Raw genomic sequence first — 23,370 nt, forward strand, 5'->3', positions numbered from 1 at the left:
GGGAGCGCGTGCCGATCCGAGCCCACCCCCTGGAAGGCGACCATGAGGCGCTTGCCCGCGGTGCTCCTGGCCATGCTCCTGACCTGCGCGACCCTGGTCGTGCCCGCGCGGGCCGGCACCGCGCGCGAGGTCACCTACGACAAGTACTCGCTCACGGTGGACGGCCGCCGCATCGTCCTGCAGTCGGCAGAGTTCCACTACTTCCGGCTGCCCAGCCCGGAGTTGTGGCGGGACGTGATGGAGAAGTTCAGGGCGGCCGGGTTCAACGCCGTCTCGCTCTACTTCTCGTGGGCCTACCACTCGCCGGCGCCGGGGGTGTACGACTTCACCGGCGTGCGCGACGTGGACCGGCTGCTGCGCATCGCCAGGCAGGCCGGTCTGTACGTGATCGCGCGGCCGGGGCCGTACATCAACGCCGAGAGCACCGGCGGCGGCTTCCCCGCCTGGCTCAAGACCGTCCCCGGGCGGGCGCGCAGCAGCGAGGCCGGTTACCAGGCCGCCTACCGGGAGTGGCTGCACCGGATCAACCCCATCATCGCCCGCCACCAGGTCACCGAGGGCGGCCCGGTGGTCCTCTACAACGCCGAGAACGAGTACCAGGTCAACACCGACGCCGCCTACATGCAGGACATCCAGGACCAGGCCAGGGCGGACGGCATCGAGGTGCCGATCACCACCAACGACTGCTGCGACGGCGGGAGCTGGAGCTCGACCTGGGCGACCGGGCCGGGCGCGGTGCAGATCCCCGGCGTGGACGACTACCCGCAGTCCTTCGAGTGCGCGAACCCGGACCTGTGGGGGCCGTGGGGCGAAGGGCTGACCGAGCGGCTGCGCGACGACATCCCCGTCTTCGCCGCCGAGTACCAGGCGGGGGCCATCGACCTGGGCAACGCCGGTTACGACAAGTGCCGGGAGCTCACCGGGCCCGCCTTCATGAAGTTCTTCTACAAGAACAACCTGATCCAGACCGGCGCCACGATGTTCTCGTACTACATGGGCTACGGCGGCACGAACTGGGGCTGGCTGGCCCAGCCCAACGACGTCTACACCTCCTACGACTACGGCGCGGCGATCACCGAGGCGCGGCGGCCGACGCCCAAGTACGACGAGTTCAAGCGCCAGGGCTACTTCCTGGAGGCGGTCGCCCCGCTGGCCAAGACCGACGCGATCACCTCACCGGCCGCCCCCGGCAACGGCGCCCTGACCACCGTCGCCCGCGCCAACCCCGACACCGGCACCCAGTTCGTCCTGCTCCGCCACACCGACCGCGCCGCCACCGGCACCGACGCCGCCACCCTTGACTGGGCCGCGCCGGACGGCCGCTACCAGGTGCCGGCGCGGGTCAAGGGGCGTGACGCGCATGTCCTGGTCGCCGGGTACGACCTCGGCGGCCAGCGCCTGGCCGTCTCCACCTCCGAGATCATGACGCACGCCGCCATCGGGGGCCGCGACGTGGCGGTCCTGTACGGGAGCGCCGGCTCGCCCGGGGCCACGGTCCTGCGGTACTCCGCGCAGCCGTCGGTCAAGGTGCTCGAAGGGTCGGTGCGGGCCGCGTACGACGGGGGTGACCTGCGGCTCGACTACGCCCACGAAGGGCTGGCGCGGGTGCTGGTCATGGGCGGCGGGCGGCGGCCCCTGCTGCTGCTGATCGGCACGGACGAGGAGGCGGCCCGGTTCTGGCGAGCCGGCACCCCGATGAACCCGGTGCTGGTACGCGGCACCGAACTGGTCCGCTCGGCCGCCGTGACCGGCGACACCGTGCGCCTCTCGGCCGACACGGTGGCGGGGGAGGTGGAGGTGTTCGCGCCGCCCTCGATCAGGCGGGTCGAGCTCGGCCGGAGCGGTGGGCAGAGCGGTGGGCAGGATGCGGGGCAAAGCGGGCAGAGCGCGGGTCGCGATGAGGTTCGTGTCTCGCGGACGGCGAGTGGGTCGCTGATCGGCGCCACCCGCGCGCCCGCCTCGGCGAAGCTGCCCGACCTGACCGGCTGGCGGGCCCGTGCCGAGGCTCCCGAGGCCGCGCCGGGCTTCGACGACTCCCGCTGGAAGGTCGCCGACCACACCACGACCGGCAACCCGCACCAGCCCAAGACCCTGCCCGTCCTGTACGCCGACGACTACGGCTACCACTACGGCAACGTCTGGTACCGGGGCCGCTTCACCGCCACCGGTGCCGAGACCAGGGTGGACCTGAACGCCATCACCGGCCTGCGCGGCAACTACCTGGTCTGGCTGAACGGCCGCTACCTGGGCACGGCCGCCGGAGGTGTGCAGGCGGACTCCGGAGACCTGTGGACCCCGCCCAACCCCGACCCGGGCCCGGGCCGCTTCGACATCCCCGCCGGCCTGCTCAAGCCGGGACAGGACAACGTGCTGGCCGTGCTCGTCGCCAACATGGGGCACAACGACGACTGGATCGCCGACGACCTGCGCTTCAAGCAGCCGCGCGGCCTGGTGGCGGCCTCGGTGGGCACCACCCCGATCACCTGGAAGATCCAGGGCACCGCCGGCACGGACAAGCTGCGCGGCCCGCTCAGCACCGGCGGCCTGTACGGCGAGCGCACCGGCTGGCATCTGCCGAAATATCGGGACAAGGCGTGGAAGGAGGCCGCCCCGGACGCCGCTCTGGCCCCCGGCGTCACCTGGTATCGGACCTCGTTCAGGCTGGACCTGCCGAAGGGCCAGGACGTCCCGATCGGGCTGCGCTTCGGTGGCGACCCGTCACCGGCGTACCGGGTGCTGATCTTCCTCAACGGCTGGAACGTCGGCCAGTACGGCGGCGACATCGGCCCGCAGCGCGACTTCTCGCTCCCGGCGGGCCTGCTGACCGAGCACGGGGCCAACACCCTGGCCCTGGCCGTGACCGCCGGGCAACCGACGTCGGGCCCCGGCCCGCTCAGCCTGTTCACCTACGGCAACGTGCGCGGCGGCCCCTGAGCGAGGAGACCTCAGCCCTGCTTCGTGACGGCCATCTCGCCCAGTTCGGACCAGTCGTCCTGGGGGAGGGTGGTGTTCACGATGCGGGGCGTCTCGGCGAGGTGCGGCGGCAGCGTCTGCTGTGCCTGCTTGAAGTGCTCGGACTGCACGTGCGCCGCGCCCGCCTCGCCGTCCCTGAACGCCTCGACCAGGACGTACTCGTGCGGGTCGTCCAGGCTGCGCGACCAGTCGAACCACAGGCAGCCCGGCTCGGCGCGGGTGGCGGCGGTGAAGTCGCGGGTGATCGCCGGCCAGTTGTCGGCGTGTTCGGGCAGGACGCGGAACTTCGCGGTAATGAAGATCATCGTTACGGGCTCCCTCGCTCGTCGGCGGCGTTACGGGACGAGACTACCGACGGCCAATTCTCTATATCTCATGTAGGAAATGTTGACTTTGATCCGCCGGGCTCGTAGCTTCGTACGCATGAGCCGGCAGCACGCCCTGTTTCCCTGGCGCTCAGCCCCGGGCCACGTGAAGTTCGGGCTGGAGGCCAAGAATGTGCACCCGCCGCCTCGCGTCCGAGCGCGGAGTGTCACGGATGGACGATCCGTCGGCAGGCCGGACGCGCGAGAGGCCGGCGGCGGCACTGGAGCGGAAGGTGGCGGCCTGCCATGGCTGAGCTGGAACGGGAACCGGGGGAGCGCGAGGGCGACATCCACTGGTACGACCTGCCGGACGACGAGGCGGAGGAGGACTGGGTGCGCGACATAGGAACACCGGAGGGTGGCGGAGAGCGATGAGCGTCGTCGCGCTGGTGGGCAACCCGCGTGCGGGCTCCAGGACGCTGACCGTGGCCGTCGAGGCGGCCCGCGCGATCGGGCGGCGGCTCGGGGCGGAGGAGCCGCCGGAGGTGGTGGACCTGGCGGCGATCGCCTCGCACCTGCTCGCGCCGGGGCCGTACCCCGATGTGGAGGTGGCGCTGGAGCTGGTGGCCGAGGCGAGCGTGCTCGTGGTGGCCAGCCCGACCTACAAGGGCACCTACACCGGGCTGCTGAAGTCGTTCCTGGACCGGCTGCCGCCGCAGGCGCTGGCGGGCAAGGCGGCGCTGCCGCTGCTGGTCATGGGCGACGCCAAGCACGCGCTGGCGGTCGAGGTGCACCTGCGTCCGCTGCTGGTGGAGCTGGGCGCGAGCGTGCCCACGCCCGGCCTGGCCGTGCTGGAGTCCGAGCTGCCCGGACTGGCGGAGGTCCTGGCGGCCTGGGCCGACCGGGTCGCGCCGCAGACCGCCGCAGCGCCGGGGCAAGTCTTCACGGGAAGTTAGTGGTGCGTCCCCTCACATAAGTGCCATGATCCGGCCACAGGTTCACGTGAGGGAGAGGCCCATGATTTTCCGTTCCGCGCTGGCCGTCGCCATGGCGGCGGCCGTTCTCATGCCGCTCCCCGCGCAGGCCGACGGCGCGGAGAACGCCGACAGAGCCGAGAGCCGGGTCAGGTTCGCCACCTTCAACGCCTCGCTCAACCGCGCCGCCGAAGGGCAACTCGTCGGCGACCTGTCCACGCCGGGCAACGCCCAGGCGAAGGTCATCGCCGAGATCGTCCAGCGGTCCCGCCCCGACGTGCTGCTGGTCAACGAGTTCGACTACGACGCGGAGGGCCGGGCCGCCCGCCTCTTCCAGGACAACTACCTCTCGCGCGGCCAGAGCGGCGCGAAACCGATCACCTACCGGTACCGGTACACCGCCCCCAGCAACACCGGCATCGCCTCGGGCCACGACCTCAACAACGACGGCATGACGGTGACCACGCCCGGCGCGCCCGGATACGGCGACGACGCGCTCGGGTTCGGCGCCTTCCCCGGCCAGTACGGCATGGTCGTCTACTCGAAGTACCCGATCGACGTGCGTGGCGTGCGTACGTTCCAGAAGTTCCTGTGGGAGGACATGCCGGGGGCCGCGCTGCCCGACGGCTGGTACTCGGAGGAGGAGCTGGCGTCCCTGCGCCTGTCCTCCAAGAGCCACTGGGACCTGCCCGTACGCGTCGGGCGCCGTACCGTGCACTTCCTGGTCAGCCATCCGACGCCGCCCACGTTCGACGGCGCGGAGGACCGCAACGGCCGTCGCAACCACGACGAGATCAGGCTCTGGGCCGACTACACCAACCCGTCCAAGGGCGGTTACCTCTACGACGACCGGGGCAGGCGCGGCGGGCTCGCGCCGGGGGCGGAATTCGTGATCGCCGGCGACCAGAACGCCGACCCGAACGACGGTGACAGCTTCCAGAACGCGATCCGCCAGCTTCTCGACCACCCGAAGATCGACGCCGGGCGTGTGCCGTCGAGCGCGGGCGCGGCCGAGGCGGCGGCGCAGCAGGGCGGCGCGAACACCACGCAGACCGGCGACCCGAAGTACGACACGGCCGACTTCGCCGACACCGCGCCCGGCAACCTGCGCGCCGACTACGTGTTGCCGTCCAAGAGGCTCAGGACGGCGGGCGGCGGCGTCTTCTGGCCGACGGCGAGCGACCCGCTGTCCCGGCTGACCGGTGTCTTCCCGTTCCCGAGCTCCGACCACCGCCTGGTGTGGCTGGACGTCAAGGCGCGATAACCGAATTTCACCTGGTACGCGGAAACTTATCCACCGCTTATACGCTGATATTTCTGTATTTACAAGATCTTGTCAGCCTGAGTAGGCGGTGTTACCTCTTGCGAAGATGCGCGAGACCTGCGCATCACTGACACGCGGGAGGAAGAACGTGTCGTCCAAGTCCTGGTTACGCAGCACACTCGTCATCACCGCGCTCACCGCGTCGGTCCTACCCCTCGCGGGGGCTGCCCGGGGAGAACCCGGCGGGCAGGCCCCGGAAATTCACGACTTCCAGGCAGAGAACCATGGCGTGCCCGACGTGGACAACCGTCGGGGCAGCGTGCCGCCGCCCGCCAACCGGCGCGCGGCGGCGCCCGGCGCCGAGATCCGCTGGAACGCTCTTGGCACCCCGGCCGCCATCGTCAGCGCGCAGCCGCTGGCCGAGGGCCTGAGCTCCGACCCGGAGCAGGCCGCGCGGACCTATCTCAAGAACAACGAGGCCACCTTCGGGCTGCCGGCGCAGGCGGTGGACGCGCTGGAGACGGTGGCGGTCAACCCCATCGGCGAGGGCTCGGCGGTGCTGCTGCGCCAGCGGTTCGGCGACCTGCCGGCCGGCGTGGACGGTCTCGTCGCGATCGGCGTGTCCGGCGGCCAGGTCAGGCACGTGACCTCCTCGTTGTCGCGCGAGACCGGCGCGCCCCCGGCGGCGGCGATCACCGCGCAGCGGGCTCTGGAGATCGCGGCCGGGGACGGCGGCATCGACCTGGCCACGGCGGTCACCAAGCAGGCCACGCCGGTGGCGGTGCCCGCGCCGGACGGGGTGCACAACGCGTACCAGGTGGTGCTGATCGGCGGGCAGAAGGGCGCGGAGGCGGGCTACACCACGCACGTGGACGCGGTCAGCGGCGCCATCCTGACCCGTGAGAACCTCGTCGACCACTTCGACCCGGACAACCCGCGCTGGGAGGTCTTCCCGGCCAACCCGCGCGCCGACTACTCCTCGAAGGACACCCGCGAGACCTGGTGCCACGCGCCCGCGCCCGGCTGCGACTACGTGACCGGCGGCGACCCGCCGACGGGCAAGGCGTGGGACGTCGACCACACGACGAACGAGCCGACCAACTCCAGCCTCGGCAACGCGGCCAGGACGTTCGAGAACCGGGCGAGCAGCAACTCCTTCAGCGTGGGCACCCGCCCGAACGTGCTCACGCCGAGCAGGAACTACGCCTACCCCTGGCAGAACACCTGGTACGAGGCCAAGTGCGACCCGGCCGTGTTCGACCAGCCGGGCGAGGCCGACCTGGAGGCCGCCATCGCGAACCTGAACGCGATGCACAACCGCATGCACGACTGGTCCTACCGGCTCGGCTTCACCGAGACCGCCTGGAACATGCAGGGCGACAACGGCGGGCGCGGCGGGCTCGGCAACGACCCCGAGCAGGGCAACGCGCAGGCCGGCGCGCGGATCCTGTCCATCCGCGACAACGCCAACCAGATCACCGGGCCCGACGGGGTCGCGCCGATCACGAACATGTACCTGTGGCAGCCGATCGCCGGCTCGTTCTACGCGCCCTGCGTGGACGGCGACTACGACATGTCGGTCATCGGCCACGAGTACACGCACGCCATCTCCGGCCGCATGATCGGCGGCCCGAACGCCGGATGGAGCGGCGCCCAGGCCGGAGCCATGAACGAGAGCACCTCCGACCTGTTCGCCATGGAGTACCTCTGGGAGTACGGCTTCCGCCCCGCCGGTGAGACCCCGTACGTGACGGGCGGCTACGTCACCGGCGACAAGGGACGCGGCATCAGGAACTACGACATGTCGAAGTCGCCGCTCAACTACAGCGACCTCGGCTACGACATCGTCGGCACGCAGTCCCACGCCGACGGCGAGATCTGGTCGGCCACGCAGTTCGACGTGCGGGCGGCCTTCGTCAAGCGGTACGGCCAGGGCTCGGACAGGCTGCAGCGCTCGTGCGCCGACGGTAGGACGGCGGTCGACAAGTGTCCGGGCAACCGGCGCTGGGCGCAGCTCTCGTTCGACGCCCTGCTGCTGATGGCCTCGGGCGCGGTGGACTACGTGGACCACCGCGACGCGCTGCTGGCGGCCGACGCCATCCGCTTCGGCGGCAAGAACCAGGACATCATGTGGCGCGCGTTCGCCGAGCACGGCCTGGGCCAGGGCGCGGCCAGCAACGGCCCGGCCGACGCCGACGCGACGCCGAGCTTCGTCAACCCGTCGGGCAAGAACGGCTCGTTGCGGCTCAAGCCCCTGGGCGAGGCGGAGGACGCGGCGCTGCGGCTGTACGTGGGCGACTACGAGGCCCGCGCGGTCCCGGTCGCCGACACCGACCCGGCCACCCCGCTGGGCGACACGGTCGAGATGACGCCGGGCCTGTACGACTTCGTCGTCGCGGGCGCGGGCTTCGGCCACAAGCGCATCAAGTACGCCGTCCTGCCCGGCATCACGCTGCCCCTGCCGCTGGCCATGACCCGCAACCACGCCTCGGCGTCGAACGGGGCGGCGGCGAGCGGCGACGGCGTCAACCAGGCCGCGCTGATCGACGACACCGAGGCCACGAACTGGGCCTCGCGCACCGGCGCGCCGGCCGGCAAGTCGGTGGTCGTGGACCTGGCGGGCGACGAGCCGGTCAAGATCCGCAGGGTGCAGGTCAGCTCCATGCTGCGCCCCGGCACCGATCCGGCCGACCCGGGCGTGCAGAACCGCTTCTCCAGCCTGCGCTCCTTCGAGGTGCTGGCCTGCAGCGCGAACTGCGCCGACCCGGCGAGCTTCAGGAAGGTCTACACGAGCAAGGCGAACGCGTTCGACGCCACGCTGCCCCGGCCGCGGGGCGCGAACATGACCATCAAGTCGTTCGACGTGCGGACCACGAGCGCGACGCATCTGATGTTGCGCGCGCTGACCACACAGTGCACCGGCAACCCGCTGTACGCCGGTGAGCAGGACAACGACCCGAACTCGGCGACGGACTGCGGCACCGCGAGCACGACGCGGGAGCACGTCAGGGCGGCGGAGTTCCAGGCGTTCTCGCACTGACCTCACCGGCCAAGGGCCCGCGCTCCCACCGGAGCGCGGGCCTTTTAGTTCGACGTCTAACTAGTTAAGGTAGAGTTAGTTAGACATCGAACTACCTTTGCGAGGAGAGCCATGCGTACCCTGATCAGAAACGTGCGCGTCTTCGACGGCGAGCGCACCGTGCCCGCCACCGACGTGCTCATCGACGGCGACCGCATCACGGAGCCCGGCGACGACCGGCCGGCGGACACAGTGGTGGACGGCACCGGCAGGACCCTGCTGCCCGGCCTCATCGACGCCCACGCGCACGCCTACGACGGCGACCTGGCCGAGGCGCTGCGTTTCGGCGTCACCACTGAGCTGGACATGAACAACCTGCCGCCCATCCTGGCCGCCCAGCGCCGCCTGGCCGCCGAGCGCGACGACGTGGCCGACCTGCGCAGCTCCGGCATGATCGCCACCGCGCCCGGCGGGCACCCCACGCAGATCATGACCCCGGACGTGCTGCGGGCCATCGGCAGCCCCGGCGCGGGGCTCGACACGGTCGCCGACCCCGGCCAGGCCAGGGCGTTCGTGGAGGCGCGGCTGGCGGAGGGCGCCGACTACCTGAAGATCGCCGTGGACGACGGCGCGGTGTCCGGCATGGATCTGCCCGTGTTGTCCCCTGACCTCGCCGCCGTCCTCGTGCGGGCCGGGCACGCCGCCGGGCTCAAGGTCATCGCCCACACGGTGACCGCCAGGGAGGCGCTGATCGCGCTGGACGCGGGCGTGGACGGCCTGGCGCACCTGTACTCGGACGTGACCGAGGAGGCGGCGGACGACGTGGCGGCCAGGATCGCCTCCTACGACGCGTTCGTGGTCACCACGCTCGCCTACATCGAGGCCGTCACCGGCGACCCCGGCGGCGCCGAGCTGCTGCGGGACCCGCGCACGGCCGGGCGGATGTCGGAGCGGCAGAAGGCCACGTTCAACCGGGAGATCACCGGCGTCCCCATGCACGCGGCCGGTGTGCGCAACGCCTCGCACGCGGCGCTGGCGCTGCTGCGCGCGGGCGTGCCGGTGCTGGCGGGGACGGACGCGACGCCGTTCGGCCCGGTGCACGGGGCCGGCCTGCACCACGAACTGCTGCTGCTGACCCGGGCGGGGCTGCGGCCCGAGCAGGCGCTGGCCGCCGCGACCGGCCGCACGGCCCGCTGCTTCGGCCTCGCCGACCGCGGGCGGATCGCCGCGGGGCTGCGCGCGGACCTGCTACTCGTGGACGGCGACCCGACCACCGACATCACCGCCACCCGCGCCATCGCAGACGTCTGGCGGGGCGGCGTCCGGCAGAAGAGCGCGTGAGGGTCAGCCCAGGACGTTCTCGTGCAACGCGCGCAGGACCGCGTTGGTACGGTCCCGCGCGCCCAGCTTGAGCAGCAGCGTCGAGACGTGGTTCTTGACCGTCCCCTCGGCCAGGAACAGTGCCCGCGCGATCTCCCGGTTGTTGTAACCCTCCGCCACGAGCCGCAGCACCTCCAGCTCCCGTTCGGTGAGCGGCTGGATCCTGGGCAGGTCCTCGCCGGCGGCCGGCCGGCGGCGGCCGACCGCGCGCAGCAGCCGGCTGGTGATCGAGGGGGAGATGAGGGTACCGCCGTCGGCGAGCGTGCGGATGGCGCGGGTGAGCTGTTCCAGGGTCACGTCCTTGAGCAGGTAGCCGCACGCCCCCGCGCGCATCGCGTCCAGGACCAGGGTGTCGGTGTCGAAGGTGGTCAGGACGAGCACCGGCGGCGGCTCGTGCGCCGTGCGCTCCCGCAGGGCGTTCAGCGCCCAGATGCCGTCGTGGCGGGGCATCCGCAGATCGAGCAGCACGACGTCCGGCGCGTGCTCCTCGACGGCGGCCAGCGCGGCCATGCCGTCGTCGGCCTCGCCCACCACCTCGATGTCGTCGGTCAGGTCGAGCAGGCTGCGGATGCCCTGCCGCACCAGGGTCTGGTCGTCCACCACGAGCACCCGGATCATCGCGCGGGCATCCAGGCGGTGACCCGGAAGCCGTCGCTGCCGTCCAGCCGCACGTCGCCGCCCATCGCGTCGATCCGCTCGGCCAGGCCGCGCAGGCCGTTGCCCGGCGTGATGCGCGCGGCGCCGCGGCCGTCGTCCACGGAGGTCAGCCGCACCGTGCCGTCCGGCCTGCGCTCGATGTCGATCCGCAACGAGGTCGCCTCCGCGTGCCTGATGGTGTTGGTGACGATCTCCTGGACGACCCGGATGAGCGTCATGGTCTGTTCCTCGGCGGTCTGCACGTCGTCGTCCACGCGTACGTCGATGTCCAGGCCGGGGATGCCGCGTACCACCGAGGTCAGGGACTCGCGCAGGTCGGGCGCGTCGGCGCGGAGCTGGCCGACGGTCTCGCGCACGTTGTCGAGCAGGTCCCTGGCCACGTGGTTGGCGCGTTCGACGTGCTCGCGCGCGGCGGGGCCGTCCTGGTGGCGTGCCACCTCCAGTTCGAGGGTGAGCGCGGTGAGCTGGTGGCCGATGAGGTCGTGCAGCTCCCTGGAGATGCGCAGCCGCTCGTGGGCCCGGGTGGTGTCGGCGAGCACCACGCTGGCCGCCCGCAGCTCGATGTGCGCCTCGGCCAGCTCGCGGCGCATCCGCTGCTCCCTGATGGTCACGGTGGTGCTCAGCACCGTCGCCACCTGGATCAGCAGGTAGAACAGCGTGCCGGTGGCGGCGCCGGCCGGGTCGGCCCCGCCGCCGCCCATGGCCAGGGCGATGACGACGGAGTTGAGCGCGATCACCACCGCCCGCACCCACAACGGCATGAGGTACGCGCTCATCGTCGCGGTGAAGACCAGCAGGATCGGCAGCCACCCGGCATTCGGCGCCGTCAGCACGGTGGCCCAGCCCAGGACGACGGTCAGGCCGTAACAGGCGCGGGCGATCCTGGGCCTGAGCACCTCCCACATGGCCACGATCAGCAGGGCGACCAGCAGCGCCACGAACAGTGAGATCCACACGGGACGTGGCACCCGCATGCCCGTCCCGATGAGCAGGGTTGGGGTGCCCACCGCGACGCACAGCAGGAGCATCACCAGGCCCGCCCAGGCATCCGGCCCGATTCGCCGCATAACGCCACTGTACTGTCGGCGCCCGCCGGGCCGGGGGTGCCGAAAGTCATGGCCGGGAAGGCTGACCATCGGCACGGGCCGGAAGTCATGGCCGGGAAGGCTGACCATCGGCACAGGCCGGACCCGCACCCTGACTCCTACCGTCGGGATCATGTCCGAACCACCCCTTGCCGTCGAGGCCGACGGCCTGCACAAACGTTATGCCGCGAAAGTGGCCGTGGACGACGTCAGCCTCTCGATCGCCGTCGGCGAGATCTTCGGCATCCTCGGCCGCAACGGCGCCGGCAAGACGACCACCGTGGAGCTGATCGCCGGGCTCAGGAAGCCCGACCGTGGCACCGTACGCGTGCTCGGCCTGGACGTGCGGCGCGACCGCGCCAGGCTCCGGCAGGTCCTCGGCGTGCAGTTGCAGAGCAGCCACCTGCACGCCGCGCTCACGGTCGCCGAACTGGTCCTGATGTACGGCACCTTCTACCCCGACCCGCTGGACGCCGACGAGCTCATCGAGTCGGTGGGCCTGACCGAGTCCCGCCGCATCCGCTTCGAGCGGCTGTCCGGTGGCCAGCAACAACGGTTGTCGATCGCGCTGGCCCTGGTCGGGCGCCCCCGGGTGGTGATACTCGACGAGCTCACCACCGGGCTCGACCCCGAGGCGCGCCGCCAGATGTGGACGACCGTCGAGACCCTGCGCGACTCCGGCGTGACCGTGCTGCTGGTCAGCCACGCCATGGAGGAGGTCGAGCGGTTGTGCGACCGGGTCGCGCTGCTCGACGCGGGCCGGGTGGTGGCGCTCGACTCGCCCGCCGGGATCGTCGGGCGGGCCGGATTCGCCCAGCGGGTGACCTTCCGCGCGTCCGAGCCGGTGCCGGACGGGCTGCTGGAACGGATCGACGGGGTCGAGCGGGTACGCGCGGACGGCGACTCGTTCGTCGTCGAAGGCAGCGGCGACCTGCTGCAGGCCGTGAGCGTGGGCCTGGTCCGCGCCGGCGTCGTGGTCACCGGCACCCGCAGCGAGCAGGCCACCCTGGACGACGCCTTCGTCGCCCTGACCGGCCGGCACCTGGAGAAGGAGGAGAGCACCTCATGACGAGCGTCGCCGCCCATCGCCCCGGCCCCAGGGCCTGGGGCGTCATGCTGATCAGCGAGCTGAAGATGACCACCCGCGACACCGCCGGGCTGATCGTGCCGTTCGGCCTGCCCCTGCTGATCCTGGTGATGAACGCCGCAGCCGCCGCGGAACAGCAGATCGCGCACGGCAGGACGGCACTCGACGTGTACGTGCTGCCGCTGGTGTTCACCATGGTCGTGGCCACGACCGGCGTCATCAACATGCCGAGCTTCCTGGCCTACTACCGCCGCAGCGGGATCCTGAGACGCCTCGGGGTGACGCCCGCCTCGCCGGCGATGGTGCTCTTCGCCCAGGTGGCCGTGAGCGTGGCGCAGACGTTCGTCGGGATCGCCATCGCCTGGACCGTGGCGATGCTGGCCTTCGACGCCAAGCCCCCCGTGAGCATCGGCGCGGCGATCGGCGTGTTCGCGCTGGCCACGGCCGCGATGTACGCCGCCGGCCTGATCGTCGCCGCGCTGGCCCCCACCCCGAACTCCGCCGTGGCCATCGGCCTGGCCCTGTACTTCGCGATCGGCGCGCTCGGCGGCATGTTCGGGGGCCGGGACAGCCTTCCCGGCGTGCTGGCCACGATCGGCGAATGGTTGCCGTTCGGCGCGGCGGTCGCGTCCATATCGGCCGCGTGGATCGGCGCGCCCGTGGCGGCCGCTCACCTGATCGCCCTGGCCGCCGGCGTAGTGCTGGGCGGTGTCGTCGGAGCCGCCTTCTTCCGCTGGGAATGAGCCTGTCGATCGTGGGCGGTCACACGTGAGGCCCGGCGCCCCCACCGGCGCCGGGCCTCAGACGGTTGCGGCCTGGTAGACGGCCTAGTAGATGCGGTACTTCTTGCCGCAGTTGTCGAACTTGCCGGCCCAGCAGGTGAAGGTGTAGACCTTCTTGATCCCGTGGCCGCTCCACGCGCCGGTGACCTTGCCGTCCCAGGACTTGTTGAACTTGTGCCAGGAGCCGTTCTTGTAGAACTCGAACCAGACCCAGCCCTTCTTGCCGCCGCGCTTGTCCACGCCGTACCACTTCGTGTACACCTTGCCGCCGGACTTCCAGGTTTTGCCGAAGGTGTAGGCCTTGCGGTCGCTGGAGAAGAACTTGCCCCAGCTCTTGGCGGTGACCGTGGCGGTGGTCACGGTGGTGGACTGGGTGGCGGCCTGGGCGGTGGCCGGGCTGAGAGCGAGGCCGGTGAGAGCGGTCGAACCGGCCAGAGCGGCTATCGCGAGGGTCTTACGCATTTCGGGTTTCCTCCCCTGTCGGTGCTGCCGGGTGGTCCGGCAACAGGGACATTACGGAGGTCCGCGGCGATCATCTGTGCAGGAATCCACAGATGAGAAGTGATAGGCGACACACCTAGCGCCGCACCGTCAACCGGTCCACGGCGAAGGGGACCAACGACGAGGATCGGGTCGCGCTGGTCTGGCCGCACGCCGCCAGCACCAGGTAGTCGACGAACGCCCGGTCGATCGGGTGCGGCAGGGGGTACCTGTTCTCGTCCAGATCGTGGTACATGGTCAGGTTGACCCCCATGGAGAGCTGGCGGTCGCCGTTCTCGCTGATCAGCGACTCGGTGGCCATGCCGAAGACGCCGCCGCTGTGGCCCCAGAACCTTCCGCACGGCAGGTCGTAGGTGTACAGGCCGAGGCCGTAGTTCAACGTGCCCAGGCCCACCCACACGGGCACCGTCTTCCGCATCTCGGCCAGCTCGGCCGCGCCGATCAGCCTGCCGCCCAGCAGCGCCCGGTAGAACCGGTTGATGTCGTCCATGGTGGAGACGATCGCGCCGGCCGTACTGGCCCAGGACATGTTGTAGACGCTGTAGTCGCGGGGCGGGTCGATCAGGCCGTAGAACCGCTCGTACGCCTTGGAGTGCGGGCCGGGGATGCGCGGCGTGCGCGGGAACGACGTGTGCCGCAGGCCCGCCTTGCGGATGACGTTGCGGGTGACGTGCTCCTCGGCATTGGTGCCCGTCACCTTCTCCAGGAGGAGGCCGAGGATCGCGTAGCCGGTGTTGGAGTAGGACCCGGGCGCCACCCCAGGCTCGCCGGTCGGTGGGGCGTCCAGGCCCAGCTTCGCCAGTTCGCGGCGGGTGAACGTGCGGAAGCGGTTGTCGTCCAGGCTCCGGGGGGAGTTTTCGAGGAAGGAGGGGAAAGCCGGCAGGACGTAGTCGGCGATGTGGCTGGTGTGGTTGAGCAACATCCGTACGGTGATCTTCTGGCCGCGCTCGCCCGGCACCACGTCCGGCAGGTAGCCGCCGATGGGGGCGTCCAGGTCGATGGCGCCCCTGGCGACCTGCTGGAGCACGGCCACCGAGACGAACGTCTTGGTGATGCTGCCGACCCGGTGCACCATGCCCGGATGCACCGGGCGGCCCGTGTCCACGTCCGCCACGCCGGAGGCGCCCCGCCAGGTCTGCCGGCCGTCGCGTACCTCGGTGTAGATGCCGTACATGCCGGCTTCGTGCACCTCGTTCAGCGACCTCTGTAACGCTTTCGGATCGAGCTTGGTGTCCGCCTGGGCGGGTGGGGCGGTGGTGGCGAGCAGCACGCCGATGGTCACCGCGACGATCGCGCTCTTCTTGCCGAAGGTTCGGATCTCCATGGCATCAGCATGATCTCGGGCACGCCTGCCTTCAATCTCCGGATTCCAGGCCGGCCTGGTGGGCGAGCAGGCCCGCCTGGGTGCGGTTGGCCAGGCCGAGCTTGTCCAGCAGGCGCGAGACGTAGCTCTTGACCGTCGTCTCCGACAGGAACAGGCGGGCGGCGATCTCGCCGTTCGTCAGGCCCTCGCCGAGGCAGCCGAGCACGTCGCGTTCGCGCTCGCTCAGCTCGGCCACCCGCTCCCGTACGGCCCGGCGGGCCTCGTCCGTGCTCGACGAGCGGGACAGCAGGTGGCGGGCGGCCGACGGCGACAGGACCGTGTGGCCCTGGGCCGCGACCTTGACGAGGTCCAGCAGGTCCTCCGGCGGGGTGGACTTCACCAGGAAACCGCCGGCGCCCGCGTGCAGCGCCCGCAGCACGTGCGTGTCGGAGTCGAACGTGGTCAGCGCCACCACCGCGGGCGGCTCGGTCAGCCTGGCGATCTCGGCGGTCGCGGCGATGCCGTCCACGCCCGGCATCCTGATGTCCATCAGCACGACGTCGGGGGACGCGCGCAACACGGCCTCCACCGCCTCCGCCCCGTCCTCGGCCTCTGCGACCACCTCGATCTCATCGGCCGAGGTGAGGATCGCCCTGAGGTGGTGGCGGACCATGGGGTCGTCGTCCACCACGAGCACCTTGATCGTCATGTCGTCTCCAGGTCGTCGGTGCTCTTCGGGCGCGCGGTGCTTTCCGGAACGTCGGTGGTTTCCGGGCCGTTGGTGGTTTCCGGGGCGTTGGTGGTTTTCGGAGTGTCGGTGGTTTCCGGGGCGTCGGTGGTTTCCGGGCTGTCGGTGGGGACGGAGGCGGGGAGGGTGGCGGCGACGTGGAAGCCGCCGTCCGGGGTTTCGGTGGCGGTCAGGGAGCCGCCGAGCAGGGTGACGCGGCGTCGCAGCCCGTCCAGGCCCATCCCCGAGCCGCTCGCCGCCAGCTCGGAGGCGCGCAGGGGAGGGGAGTTGGTGATCGTCACGGTCATGGCGCGGGGCTCGTAGGCGAGTTCGATCTCGACGGCCGTGGCGGGCGCGTGCTTCCTGACGTTGGTGAGGGCCTCCTGCAGCACCCGGTACGCGGCCCGCGCGATCGCCGGGGTCACCGCACCGGGCCGGCCGGTGACACGCAGCACGGCCGGGTTACCCGCCGCGACGGCCGACTCCACCAGGGCATCGAGGTCGGCCGCCCCGACCACAACCCTCTGCCCGCCGGACGCGCCCGGCTCGTCCGGCGGGTCCGGTCTGTTCGGCCCGCGCGATGTGTCCGGCCGGTCTGGCGGGCCCTGCTCGATCGGGTCGTGGCCGTTGCGTAGGATGCCGATCAGGTCGCGTAGCTCCGTCAGAGTTCGGGCGCCGGCGTCGCGGATGTGTTCGGCGGTTCCACGTACGGCGCGGTCGCCGGTTGAGACCTTGAGTGCGCCGGCGGCCAGCACGATCTCGGTGACGTGGTGGGTGACGATGTCGTGCATCTCCCCGGCCAGCCGCTGCCGCTCCTCCGCCTTGGCCCGCTCGGCCAGCAGCCGCCGCTCTCGCTCCGCACCGCGCGCCTGCTGTTCGAGCAGTCTGCGCTCCCGTTCGGCGCCCTGCGCGCGTTCGGCGAGGAGACACCCTTCCCGTTCCGCACTCTCGGCCCGGTCGCGCAGGGAGGCGACCAGTTCGCGGCGGGCCCGGATGTAGAGGCCGAGCAGGGCGGGCAGGACGGTCGCGGTGATCCCGCCGTACACCGTCTCCCAGTCGGGCGTCCACGGCCGGGTCGCCGCCAGCGCCAGCACCGTCACGTACGCCAGCGCCTCGCGGCGCGCCAGCCCCTGCACCAGGAACCACACGATCACCGGCGTGCACAGCGGCGCGGTCACCTGCGTCACCGGCTCGACCGGCGTGAACGTCCCCGGGGACATCGTGTCACCGACCGCCGCCACCGCGGTCGCCGCGCTCGCCACCAGCGCCACCGCCCTCGGGAAGCGGCCGAGCAACGGCAGGCAGGCGTCCACGACCAGGCTCAGCACCAGCCCCGCGGCCGGCCCGAGCGGACCGCCCGTGCGCTGCACGCCCCGGTACAGGGCCAGGTCGAGGAGCATGAACGCCGCCATGGTGAGAACCAGGAAGGCCGTGGCCCTCCTGGCTTCGTTCACCTGTGGAGTGAAGGTCATGGGCGGTCGAAGGGGTTTCGTCGTGGGGTGGCTGAGGTCATGGGCGGGGGAAGGGGGTGGCTGAGGTCATGGGCGGGGGAAGGGGACGGCGGAGGTCATGGGCGGGGGAAGGGGACGGCGGAGGTCATGGGCGGTTGAAGAGGTCGCATCGGGGCGCGGCCGTGGTTGCGGTGCTGCCCGGTCGTTCGGTGATCAGGCGGGCGGACCTGTGCCCCTGCCGCCAGCGCGGCCACGCGTGGCCGCCCGACGCCGGCGTGCCGGTCCGCGCGAACGTGGTCCAGGCGGCCACCATATCCCGGGCCACCGACCGCTGGGCCGCGGTGAGCGGCACGGGCCGGCCGTCCAGGCTGATCGGCTTCTCCTTGACCTCGAAGAGGTAGGGCAGCTCGGTGGCGTGCCCGGCGCCGGCGGGGAAGCCGGGCAGCGCCGGGATGAACGCGGGCGCGGTGTCGTCGCCGAACACGTAGGCGTACACCTTGGTGCGCCGGGCGAGCGAGTCCTGGGCGGTGGCGTGGGGACAGGCGAAGATCGCATCCGTGTACGGCGCCGCCCACGCCTCATCGGCGCTGCCGTACCTGTCGCGCGGGTAGCGGCGGGCGACCTCGCCGGCCCGGTCGCCGAAGCCCTGGCGGAGGAGATCGGGCAGCTCGCCGTCGGTGATCGGCTTACCGAGCAGCCCCATCACCCCTGCCATCATCAGCGCCTCCTTGGAGGTGTGGCCGGACAACACCGGCACCCGGGCGAAGTCCCCGTCGCGCAGCGCCCGCTCGGGAGCGACGGGCAACTGGGGACCTCCGTACGAGGCCGCCGTGAAGTACCCGGTCAGCTCCAGCAACTCCTTGACCGGCTTGGCACGCAGGCACTCCAGCATCTTCGCGCCGCCACCGGAGGCGCAGCCGACCTGCCCGGCCGCCTTCCTGGTAGCGGCGTGGGTCTCCTTGAGCGGGCGCCAGTACGGGATCCTCGGCGTGCCGGGAGCGACCGCGTTCGGCAACATGACCGTGCCGCACGCGCCGCTCTGCACGATCGCCTTGTGGAACAGGCCGCGGCTGCCGGGAGAGGTGAGGTGGCCGCAGGTGGCGATGCCGCCGCCCGACTCGCCGAACAACGTCACGTTCCCGGCGTCGCCGCCGAAGGCCGCCGCGTTGTCCCGTACCCAGCGCAGGGCGGCCTGCTGGTCCTGCAGCCCGAACGTGCCCCCGCCGGGCATCCCGGGTGTGGCCAGGTAGCCGAGCACGCCGAGCCGGAACTCCACGGTCACCACCACGACGTCGCCCTGGACGGCCAGGCGGCGCGGGTCGTAGTCGGCGCCCCTGCCCGCGTTGAACCCGCCGCCGTGCAACCAGACCATCACCGGCCTCGGCCCGCCCGCCTTCTTCCGGGGCACGGTCACGTCGAGCGTGAGGCAGTCCTCGGCCTCGCTGCTCTCCTTCGGGTTGTCGCTCGCCTGGGGACAGGCCGGGCCGGAGGCCATCGCGGGCACGACGCCCCGCCATCGGGCGACGGGCTCGGGCGGTCGCCATCGCAGGTCGCCGACGGGCGGCCGGGCGTAGCGGATGCCACGGAACCGCAGGACGTCGCCGTCCCCGGCCCCGCGGATCCGCCCGCCGTCGAGCCGCACTTCGGGTCCCGCGGTGGCCGTCGCGTTCGCCGGGCCGGTCGCCCGGTCCCCTCCGGTGGCGCAGGCGGGGATGAGCAGGAGCGGCAGGGCGGCCAGAACCAGCGCCGACCGGCGGTTCGTGTTCCGTGGTGAATGCATGACTCGACGCTAGGAACCAGGCCCCGTCCCCCGGTACGGCCGCAGGTTGCGATCGCCCGCCCGAAGGTTGACAGTACTCTTCATCGCAGGCGGCTCGGGAAAGGACAAAAGCGGATGCCCCACGCGGCGAGGCCCACGGTCACGCTGCACGACGTGGCCGCGGCGGCGGGGGTCTCGGTCGCCACCGCCTCCCGGGTGCTGGGCGGCAGCGCCAGGAAGGTCGCGCCCGAGTACGAGGCCCGCGTGCTGGCCGCGGCGGCGGCCCTGCGCTACACGGTGGACGCCTCGGCCAGGGCGATGCGCCGGGCGAGCGACTCGATCGCGCTCATCGCCGACGACCTCACGACGCCGTCCATGGGTGTGGTGGTGGCCGCGATGGAGCGCGAGGCCCGTACGGCCGGCGCCTTCGTCACGGTGTCCTCCACCATGGCCGCGCCCGAGCGGCAGTCCGAGACCGTCCGCGTGTTGCGGTCGTTGCGCCCGCGCGCGCTCGTGCTCACGTCGAGCCGCTATCTGGGCGACGACGAACGCCTATTCCGTGAACTGTCCGCGTATGAGCGGGAAGGCGGGCGGGTCGTGATCGTCGGGCATACGGACATGCCTTTCGATCAGATCGGCTTCGACAATGTCGCCGCCGCGCGGTCGATGGGCTCATTCATCGGCGAATCCGGGCACCGCAGGGTGGCGATATTCGCGGGCGTCGAAGGCATGCGCAACATGACGGAACGCACCGCCGGATTCATCGCGGGACTACGCGGCGCGGGCGTCGAAGAGCGGGCCATCCGGGTGGTCCACTGCCAGGTCAGCAGGCAGGGCGGGTTCGACGCGGCGCGAGAATTGGCCCACGCGGGATTGGCCGGCACGCAGGCGGTTCTCGCGGTCAACGACACCATCGCGATCGGCGCTCTGTCGGGATTCCGGGAAGCCGGAGTGAGCGTTCCCGATGACGTTTCCGTGACGGGAATCGATGACATTCCGCTCACCCGCGACGTGACGCCGCGACTGACGACCGTGGCGCTTCCCTTGGCACAATCCGGCGTCGAGGCGATCCGATTCGCCCTGGGCGGCACAGGCGTCCCGCGCCGCCTGACCCTGGAGAGTCGCCTGGTCATCCGGGACAGCACCGGCCCCCGCCGGTGACGGGAGTAGTTCCGCGCACCACCCTTGACGCTCGCGTAACGGACATTGCAGACTGCGGAATACGTTTTCCCGCAGGCGGGCCACCCTCCCCGGCGGAACCCCTAGAGAAGGATCATCTTGTCTCAACGCACTTACCGGGCCGCGATCGTCGGAACCGGCGGCATCGCCGGTGCCCACGCCAAGGCCGTGCAGGCGTCCGGCGGCCGGGTGGAGCTGGTCGCCGTGGCCGACGTGGACACCGGGCGGGCCGCCGAGTTCGCCGCCAAGTTCGGCGGGCCGAACACGTACGCGAGCGCGGAGGAGTTGCTGCGCGAGGAGCGGCTGGACTTCGTGCACCTGTGCACCCCGCCCCAGTTGCACGCCCCGCTGGCCCTGGCCTGCCTGGAGGCCGGGGTGACGGCGCTGGTGGAGAAGCCGCCGACGTTGTCGCTGGCCGAGTTCGACACGCTGATCGAGGCCGAGCGCCGCACCGGTTCGCACGTCGCGACCGTGTTGCAGCACCGTTTCGGCGCCGGCGCCGTACGGCTGCGGCGGCTCACGGAGGCCGGCGCGCTGGGCCGCCCGCTGCTGGCCACGTGCCTGACCCAGTGGTACCGCGACGAGGCGTACTACGCGGTCCCGTGGCGCGGCACCTGGGAGTCCGAGGGCGGCGGCCCGACGATGGGGCACGGCATCCACCAGTTCGACCTGCTGTTGTCGGTGCTCGGCCCGTGGCGTGAGGTCACGGCCGTGGCCGCGCGCCAGTACCACGCCGTGGACACCGAGGACGTGTCGATGGCGCTGGTGACGTTCGAGAGCGGCGCGGTCGCCACCGTCGTCAACTCCGTCGTCTCCCCGCGTCAGACCTCCGAGCTGCGCTTCGACTACGAGCGCGCCACGGTCGAGGTCGAGCACCTGTACGGCTACACCGACGACGACTGGACCGTCACCCCCGCCCCCGGCCAGGAGGATGTGAAGTCCCTGTGGGCCGCCGACCCCGGCAGCGGCTCCAGCGGGCACGGCGGCTGGCTCAAGGCCGTGGTCGAGGCCCTCGACGCGGGCCAGGCGCCGCCGGTCACCGTCACCGACACCCGGCGGACGATGGACTTCATCGCCGCCCTGTACGCCTCCGCCTTCACCGGCGAGCGCGTACGGGCCGGACAGATCACCGCGGACAGCCCGTTCGCCCGCCGCATGGACGGCACGGGCGCCCCCTGGAGGAAGAAGTGACCCTGCAGGCCACCCACCGCCTCGGCCACTCGATCGCCGTCACGACGGGCGACGTCGAGCTGTTCACCTACGTCTACCGCCCGGACACGCCGGTGCTGGAGTCGCCGAAGCCGTACCTGCACCCGATCCGCACCCGCGGCGGCCGGCTGGTGTCGCTGTACCGGCCGCACGACCACGTCTGGCACAAGGGCATCGCCTGGTCGTTGCCGCACGTCGGTGAGCACAACTTCTGGGGCGGGCCGACGTACGTGCAGGGCAAGTACGTGCAGCTCGACAACAACGGCAGCGCCACGCACCGCGAGACGACCACGCTGACGGCCGACGGCGGCAAGGTCGAGATCGGGCACGCGCTCGACTGGACCGCCCAGAACGGCGCGCCCGTCATCGAGGAGCGGCGCGCCCTGACCGCGACGCTCGTGGACGAGCGGACCTGGGCGCTGGTCTTCGAGACGGCCATGCGCAACATCTCCGGCGCCACGATCGACTTCGGCTCTCCGACCACCAAGGGCCGCGAGAACGCCGGCTACGGCGGCCTGTTCTGGCGCGGCCCCCGCTCCTTCACCGACGGGATCATCCAGTCACCCGACGGCGCGGGCGGCGACGAGCTGCGCGGTAAGCGCGCCGAGTGGTTCGGCTTCCGCGGCCGGCACGACGAGACCGGCGACCACTCCACGATCGTCATGGTCGACGACACGGCCAACCCGCAACACCCGCCGCAGTGGTTCGCCCGCAGCGAGGACTTCGCCTGCCTCAACCCCGCGCCGTTCTTCAGCGAGGAGGTGCCGCTGCCGGACGGCGAGACCATCCGCTTCCGGTACGCGGTCGTGATCGCCGACGGCGACCGGGGCGAGGAAGGCTCGGCGCTGCTGGCCAAGCAGGGGAGGGACGCGCTGCGATGACGTTTCCCGGAGGGACCTCGATCAGCCGCCTGACCGTCTACACCGGGGCCTGCGCCGACGGCCTGGAAGGCGGCACGCCGCACCTGCACACGGCCTCCACGGAGGCGTACGTGGTGATCGGCGGTCGCGGCACGCTGCAGTCGCTCGACCTCAACGGCCTGCGCGAGACCGAGCTGCAGGCGGGCTCGACCGTGTGGTTCACGCCCGGCACCATCCACCGCGCGGTCAACCGCGGCGGCCTGGAGGTCGTGGTGCTGATGTCGAACGCCGGGCTGCCGGAGGCCGGGGACGCCGTTATGACGTTCCCGCCCGAGGTGGTGGCCGACCACGGGCGTTACCGGGAGGCGGCGACCCTGCCCGCCGTGGACGTCGAGGAGGCGGTGGCCCGGCGGCGGGAGCTGGCCGTGGCGGGCTTCCTGGAGCTGGCCGAGGGCGGTCCCGAGGCGCTTCGGCGCTTCTACGACAGCGCGGTCGCCCTGGTCAGGCCCAAGGTGTCGGGCTGGCGGGAGATCTGGGAGTCCAACGTCGCCGAGCAGGCCCGCCGTACCGCCGGGATCCTCGACGCCCTGGAACGGGGTGACGGCGCCCACCTCCAGGAGGCCGCCCTGATGGAAAGCCCGGCGCAGGAGCGCTGGGGCATGTGCGGCAACCTGCGCGCGCATGACGTCGCCAATCCGATCATCCATACTCCTGTCTGATCGCCGACTGTCTGATCGCCGACTGTCGATCGCCGACTGTCGATCGCCGACTGTCGATCGCCGACTGTCTGGTCCGATCGTCTGATCGCCGGCACCGGTGCTCCGGCGCCCACCCCCCGACCAGGAGCACGATGAC

20 protein-coding genes are annotated in these 23,370 nt (G+C 71.6%); 12 read left to right on the forward strand and 8 right to left on the reverse strand.

Translation table 11 applies throughout. The annotated features are described in order from the left end of the window. Positions 1-42 precede the first annotated feature (42 nt). Entirely contained in the window at positions 43-2,934 is a 2,892-nt protein-coding gene (locus AB0I81_RS12680; protein WP_360654562.1) for a beta-galactosidase, read from the forward strand. Between the two features lie 11 nt (positions 2,935-2,945). Here the strand turns inward: AB0I81_RS12680 and AB0I81_RS12685 are convergent, their stop codons facing one another. Beyond that, positions 2,946-3,278 carry a putative quinol monooxygenase gene (locus AB0I81_RS12685; protein ID WP_360654565.1) on the reverse strand — a complete coding sequence of 111 codons (333 nt, stop codon included), beginning with the start codon at positions 3,276-3,278 and terminating at the stop codon, positions 2,946-2,948. A gap of 306 nt (positions 3,279-3,584) precedes the next feature. Between AB0I81_RS12685 and AB0I81_RS12690 the strand changes: the two genes are divergently transcribed. The 5 genes from AB0I81_RS12690 to AB0I81_RS12710 all read left to right on the forward strand — a co-directional run bounded on the left by AB0I81_RS12690 (position 3,585) and on the right by AB0I81_RS12710 (position 9,876). Continuing rightward, positions 3,585-3,713: a hypothetical protein gene (locus tag AB0I81_RS12690; protein WP_360654568.1), complete on the forward strand. Its 129-nt coding sequence runs from the start codon at positions 3,585-3,587 to the stop codon at positions 3,711-3,713. After that, the gene (locus AB0I81_RS12695; protein WP_360654571.1) at positions 3,710-4,234 is read left to right on the forward strand and encodes an NAD(P)H-dependent oxidoreductase; all 525 of its coding nucleotides are present in this window, start codon (positions 3,710-3,712) and stop codon (positions 4,232-4,234) included. Before AB0I81_RS12690 ends, AB0I81_RS12695 begins: the two co-directional genes overlap by 4 nt. A 61-nt stretch (positions 4,235-4,295) precedes the next feature. Then, positions 4,296-5,516 carry an endonuclease/exonuclease/phosphatase family protein gene (locus AB0I81_RS12700; RefSeq protein ID WP_360654574.1) on the forward strand — a complete coding sequence of 407 codons (1,221 nt, stop codon included), beginning with the start codon at positions 4,296-4,298 and terminating at the stop codon, positions 5,514-5,516. Positions 5,517-5,664: 148 nt separating this feature from the next. Next, positions 5,665-8,556 (forward strand): M36 family metallopeptidase, encoded by a 2,892-nt coding sequence (locus tag AB0I81_RS12705; RefSeq protein WP_360654577.1) that lies wholly within the window; start codon positions 5,665-5,667, stop codon positions 8,554-8,556. Positions 8,557-8,667: 111 nt separating this feature from the next. Beyond that, a complete protein-coding gene (locus AB0I81_RS12710) occupies positions 8,668-9,876 on the forward strand; it encodes an amidohydrolase family protein (RefSeq protein ID WP_360654580.1) in 1,209 nt (402 codons plus the stop codon). A 3-nt stretch (positions 9,877-9,879) separates the two neighbouring features. Here AB0I81_RS12710 and AB0I81_RS12715 read toward each other — a convergent pair whose 3' ends face one another. Beyond that, on the reverse strand, positions 9,880-10,533 hold the full coding sequence (locus AB0I81_RS12715) for a response regulator transcription factor (protein WP_360654583.1): 654 nt from the start codon (positions 10,531-10,533) through the stop codon (positions 9,880-9,882). Further along, complete coding sequence (locus AB0I81_RS12720; protein ID WP_360654586.1) at positions 10,530-11,639, reverse strand: histidine kinase; 1,110 nt, start codon at positions 11,637-11,639, stop codon at positions 10,530-10,532. Before AB0I81_RS12720 ends, AB0I81_RS12715 begins: the two co-directional genes overlap by 4 nt. Positions 11,640-11,790: 151 nt before the next feature. On the opposite strand from AB0I81_RS12720, the gene AB0I81_RS12725 reads away from it, so the two are divergent. Both AB0I81_RS12725 and AB0I81_RS12730 read left to right on the forward strand, forming a co-directional pair. Then, positions 11,791-12,726 (forward strand): ABC transporter ATP-binding protein, encoded by a 936-nt coding sequence (locus AB0I81_RS12725; protein ID WP_360654589.1) that lies wholly within the window; start codon positions 11,791-11,793, stop codon positions 12,724-12,726. Continuing rightward, positions 12,723-13,487, forward strand: a complete 765-nt coding sequence (locus tag AB0I81_RS12730) for an ABC transporter permease (protein WP_360654592.1) — start codon at positions 12,723-12,725, stop codon at positions 13,485-13,487. Before AB0I81_RS12725 ends, AB0I81_RS12730 begins: the two co-directional genes overlap by 4 nt. Before the next feature lie 84 nt (positions 13,488-13,571). Here the strand turns inward: AB0I81_RS12730 and AB0I81_RS12735 are convergent, their stop codons facing one another. The 5 genes from AB0I81_RS12735 to AB0I81_RS12755 all read right to left on the reverse strand — a co-directional run bounded on the left by AB0I81_RS12735 (position 13,572) and on the right by AB0I81_RS12755 (position 19,288). Beyond that, positions 13,572-13,988, reverse strand: coding sequence for a hypothetical protein (locus AB0I81_RS12735; RefSeq protein WP_360654595.1), 417 nt, complete (start codon positions 13,986-13,988; stop codon positions 13,572-13,574). A gap of 115 nt (positions 13,989-14,103) precedes the next feature. Further along, positions 14,104-15,351 (reverse strand): serine hydrolase domain-containing protein, encoded by a 1,248-nt coding sequence (locus tag AB0I81_RS12740; RefSeq protein ID WP_360654598.1) that lies wholly within the window; start codon positions 15,349-15,351, stop codon positions 14,104-14,106. A 31-nt stretch (positions 15,352-15,382) separates the two neighbouring features. Further along, positions 15,383-16,039: a response regulator transcription factor gene (locus tag AB0I81_RS12745; protein ID WP_360654601.1), complete on the reverse strand. Its 657-nt coding sequence runs from the start codon at positions 16,037-16,039 to the stop codon at positions 15,383-15,385. Beyond that, positions 16,036-17,511, reverse strand: coding sequence for a histidine kinase (locus tag AB0I81_RS12750; protein WP_360654604.1), 1,476 nt, complete (start codon positions 17,509-17,511; stop codon positions 16,036-16,038). Before AB0I81_RS12750 ends, AB0I81_RS12745 begins: the two co-directional genes overlap by 4 nt. 142 nt (positions 17,512-17,653) lie before the next feature. Further along, complete coding sequence (locus tag AB0I81_RS12755) at positions 17,654-19,288, reverse strand: carboxylesterase family protein (RefSeq protein ID WP_360654607.1); 1,635 nt, start codon at positions 19,286-19,288, stop codon at positions 17,654-17,656. Positions 19,289-19,402: 114 nt separating this feature from the next. Between AB0I81_RS12755 and AB0I81_RS12760 the strand changes: the two genes are divergently transcribed. From AB0I81_RS12760 to AB0I81_RS12775, 4 genes are all read left to right on the forward strand, one after another. Beyond that, positions 19,403-20,428: a LacI family DNA-binding transcriptional regulator gene (locus AB0I81_RS12760; RefSeq protein WP_360654610.1), complete on the forward strand. Its 1,026-nt coding sequence runs from the start codon at positions 19,403-19,405 to the stop codon at positions 20,426-20,428. 117 nt (positions 20,429-20,545) lie between these two features. After that, positions 20,546-21,637 (forward strand): Gfo/Idh/MocA family oxidoreductase, encoded by a 1,092-nt coding sequence (locus AB0I81_RS12765; protein ID WP_360654613.1) that lies wholly within the window; start codon positions 20,546-20,548, stop codon positions 21,635-21,637. Further along, positions 21,634-22,536 carry a PmoA family protein gene (locus AB0I81_RS12770; protein WP_360654617.1) on the forward strand — a complete coding sequence of 301 codons (903 nt, stop codon included), beginning with the start codon at positions 21,634-21,636 and terminating at the stop codon, positions 22,534-22,536. The genes AB0I81_RS12765 and AB0I81_RS12770 overlap by 4 nt, the downstream gene beginning before the upstream one ends. Beyond that, a complete protein-coding gene (locus AB0I81_RS12775; RefSeq protein ID WP_360654619.1) occupies positions 22,533-23,234 on the forward strand; it encodes a cupin domain-containing protein in 702 nt (233 codons plus the stop codon). The genes AB0I81_RS12770 and AB0I81_RS12775 overlap by 4 nt, the downstream gene beginning before the upstream one ends. Positions 23,235-23,370: the final 136 nt, after the last annotated feature.

The sequence above is a fragment of the Nonomuraea sp. NPDC050404 genome (assembly GCF_040655495.1).
Taxonomy (GTDB): Bacteria; Actinomycetota; Actinomycetes; order Streptosporangiales; family Streptosporangiaceae; genus Nonomuraea.

Excerpts from the sequence above, each read along its gene's own strand:
- AB0I81_RS12720 (WP_360654586.1), bottom strand. The coding sequence starts at position 11,639 with ATGCGGCGAATCGGGCCGGATGCCTGGGCGGGCCTGGTGATGCTCCTG.
- AB0I81_RS12695 (WP_360654571.1), top strand. The coding sequence starts at position 3,710 with ATGAGCGTCGTCGCGCTGGTGGGCAACCCGCGTGCGGGCTCCAGGACG.
- AB0I81_RS12700 (WP_360654574.1), top strand. The coding sequence starts at position 4,296 with ATGATTTTCCGTTCCGCGCTGGCCGTCGCCATGGCGGCGGCCGTTCTC.
- AB0I81_RS12690 (WP_360654568.1), top strand. The coding sequence starts at position 3,585 with ATGGCTGAGCTGGAACGGGAACCGGGGGAGCGCGAGGGCGACATCCAC.
- AB0I81_RS12755 (WP_360654607.1), bottom strand. The coding sequence starts at position 19,288 with ATGCATTCACCACGGAACACGAACCGCCGGTCGGCGCTGGTTCTGGCC.
- AB0I81_RS12725 (WP_360654589.1), top strand. The coding sequence starts at position 11,791 with ATGTCCGAACCACCCCTTGCCGTCGAGGCCGACGGCCTGCACAAACGT.
- AB0I81_RS12730 (WP_360654592.1), top strand. The coding sequence starts at position 12,723 with ATGACGAGCGTCGCCGCCCATCGCCCCGGCCCCAGGGCCTGGGGCGTC.
- AB0I81_RS12745 (WP_360654601.1), bottom strand. The coding sequence starts at position 16,039 with ATGACGATCAAGGTGCTCGTGGTGGACGACGACCCCATGGTCCGCCAC.
- AB0I81_RS12715 (WP_360654583.1), bottom strand. The coding sequence starts at position 10,533 with ATGATCCGGGTGCTCGTGGTGGACGACCAGACCCTGGTGCGGCAGGGC.
- AB0I81_RS12740 (WP_360654598.1), bottom strand. The coding sequence starts at position 15,351 with ATGGAGATCCGAACCTTCGGCAAGAAGAGCGCGATCGTCGCGGTGACC.
- AB0I81_RS12685 (WP_360654565.1), bottom strand. The coding sequence starts at position 3,278 with ATGATCTTCATTACCGCGAAGTTCCGCGTCCTGCCCGAACACGCCGAC.
- AB0I81_RS12735 (WP_360654595.1), bottom strand. The coding sequence starts at position 13,988 with ATGCGTAAGACCCTCGCGATAGCCGCTCTGGCCGGTTCGACCGCTCTC.
- AB0I81_RS12775 (WP_360654619.1), top strand. The coding sequence starts at position 22,533 with ATGACGTTTCCCGGAGGGACCTCGATCAGCCGCCTGACCGTCTACACC.
- AB0I81_RS12760 (WP_360654610.1), top strand. The coding sequence starts at position 19,403 with ATGCCCCACGCGGCGAGGCCCACGGTCACGCTGCACGACGTGGCCGCG.
- AB0I81_RS12710 (WP_360654580.1), top strand. The coding sequence starts at position 8,668 with ATGCGTACCCTGATCAGAAACGTGCGCGTCTTCGACGGCGAGCGCACC.
- AB0I81_RS12680 (WP_360654562.1), top strand. The coding sequence starts at position 43 with ATGAGGCGCTTGCCCGCGGTGCTCCTGGCCATGCTCCTGACCTGCGCG.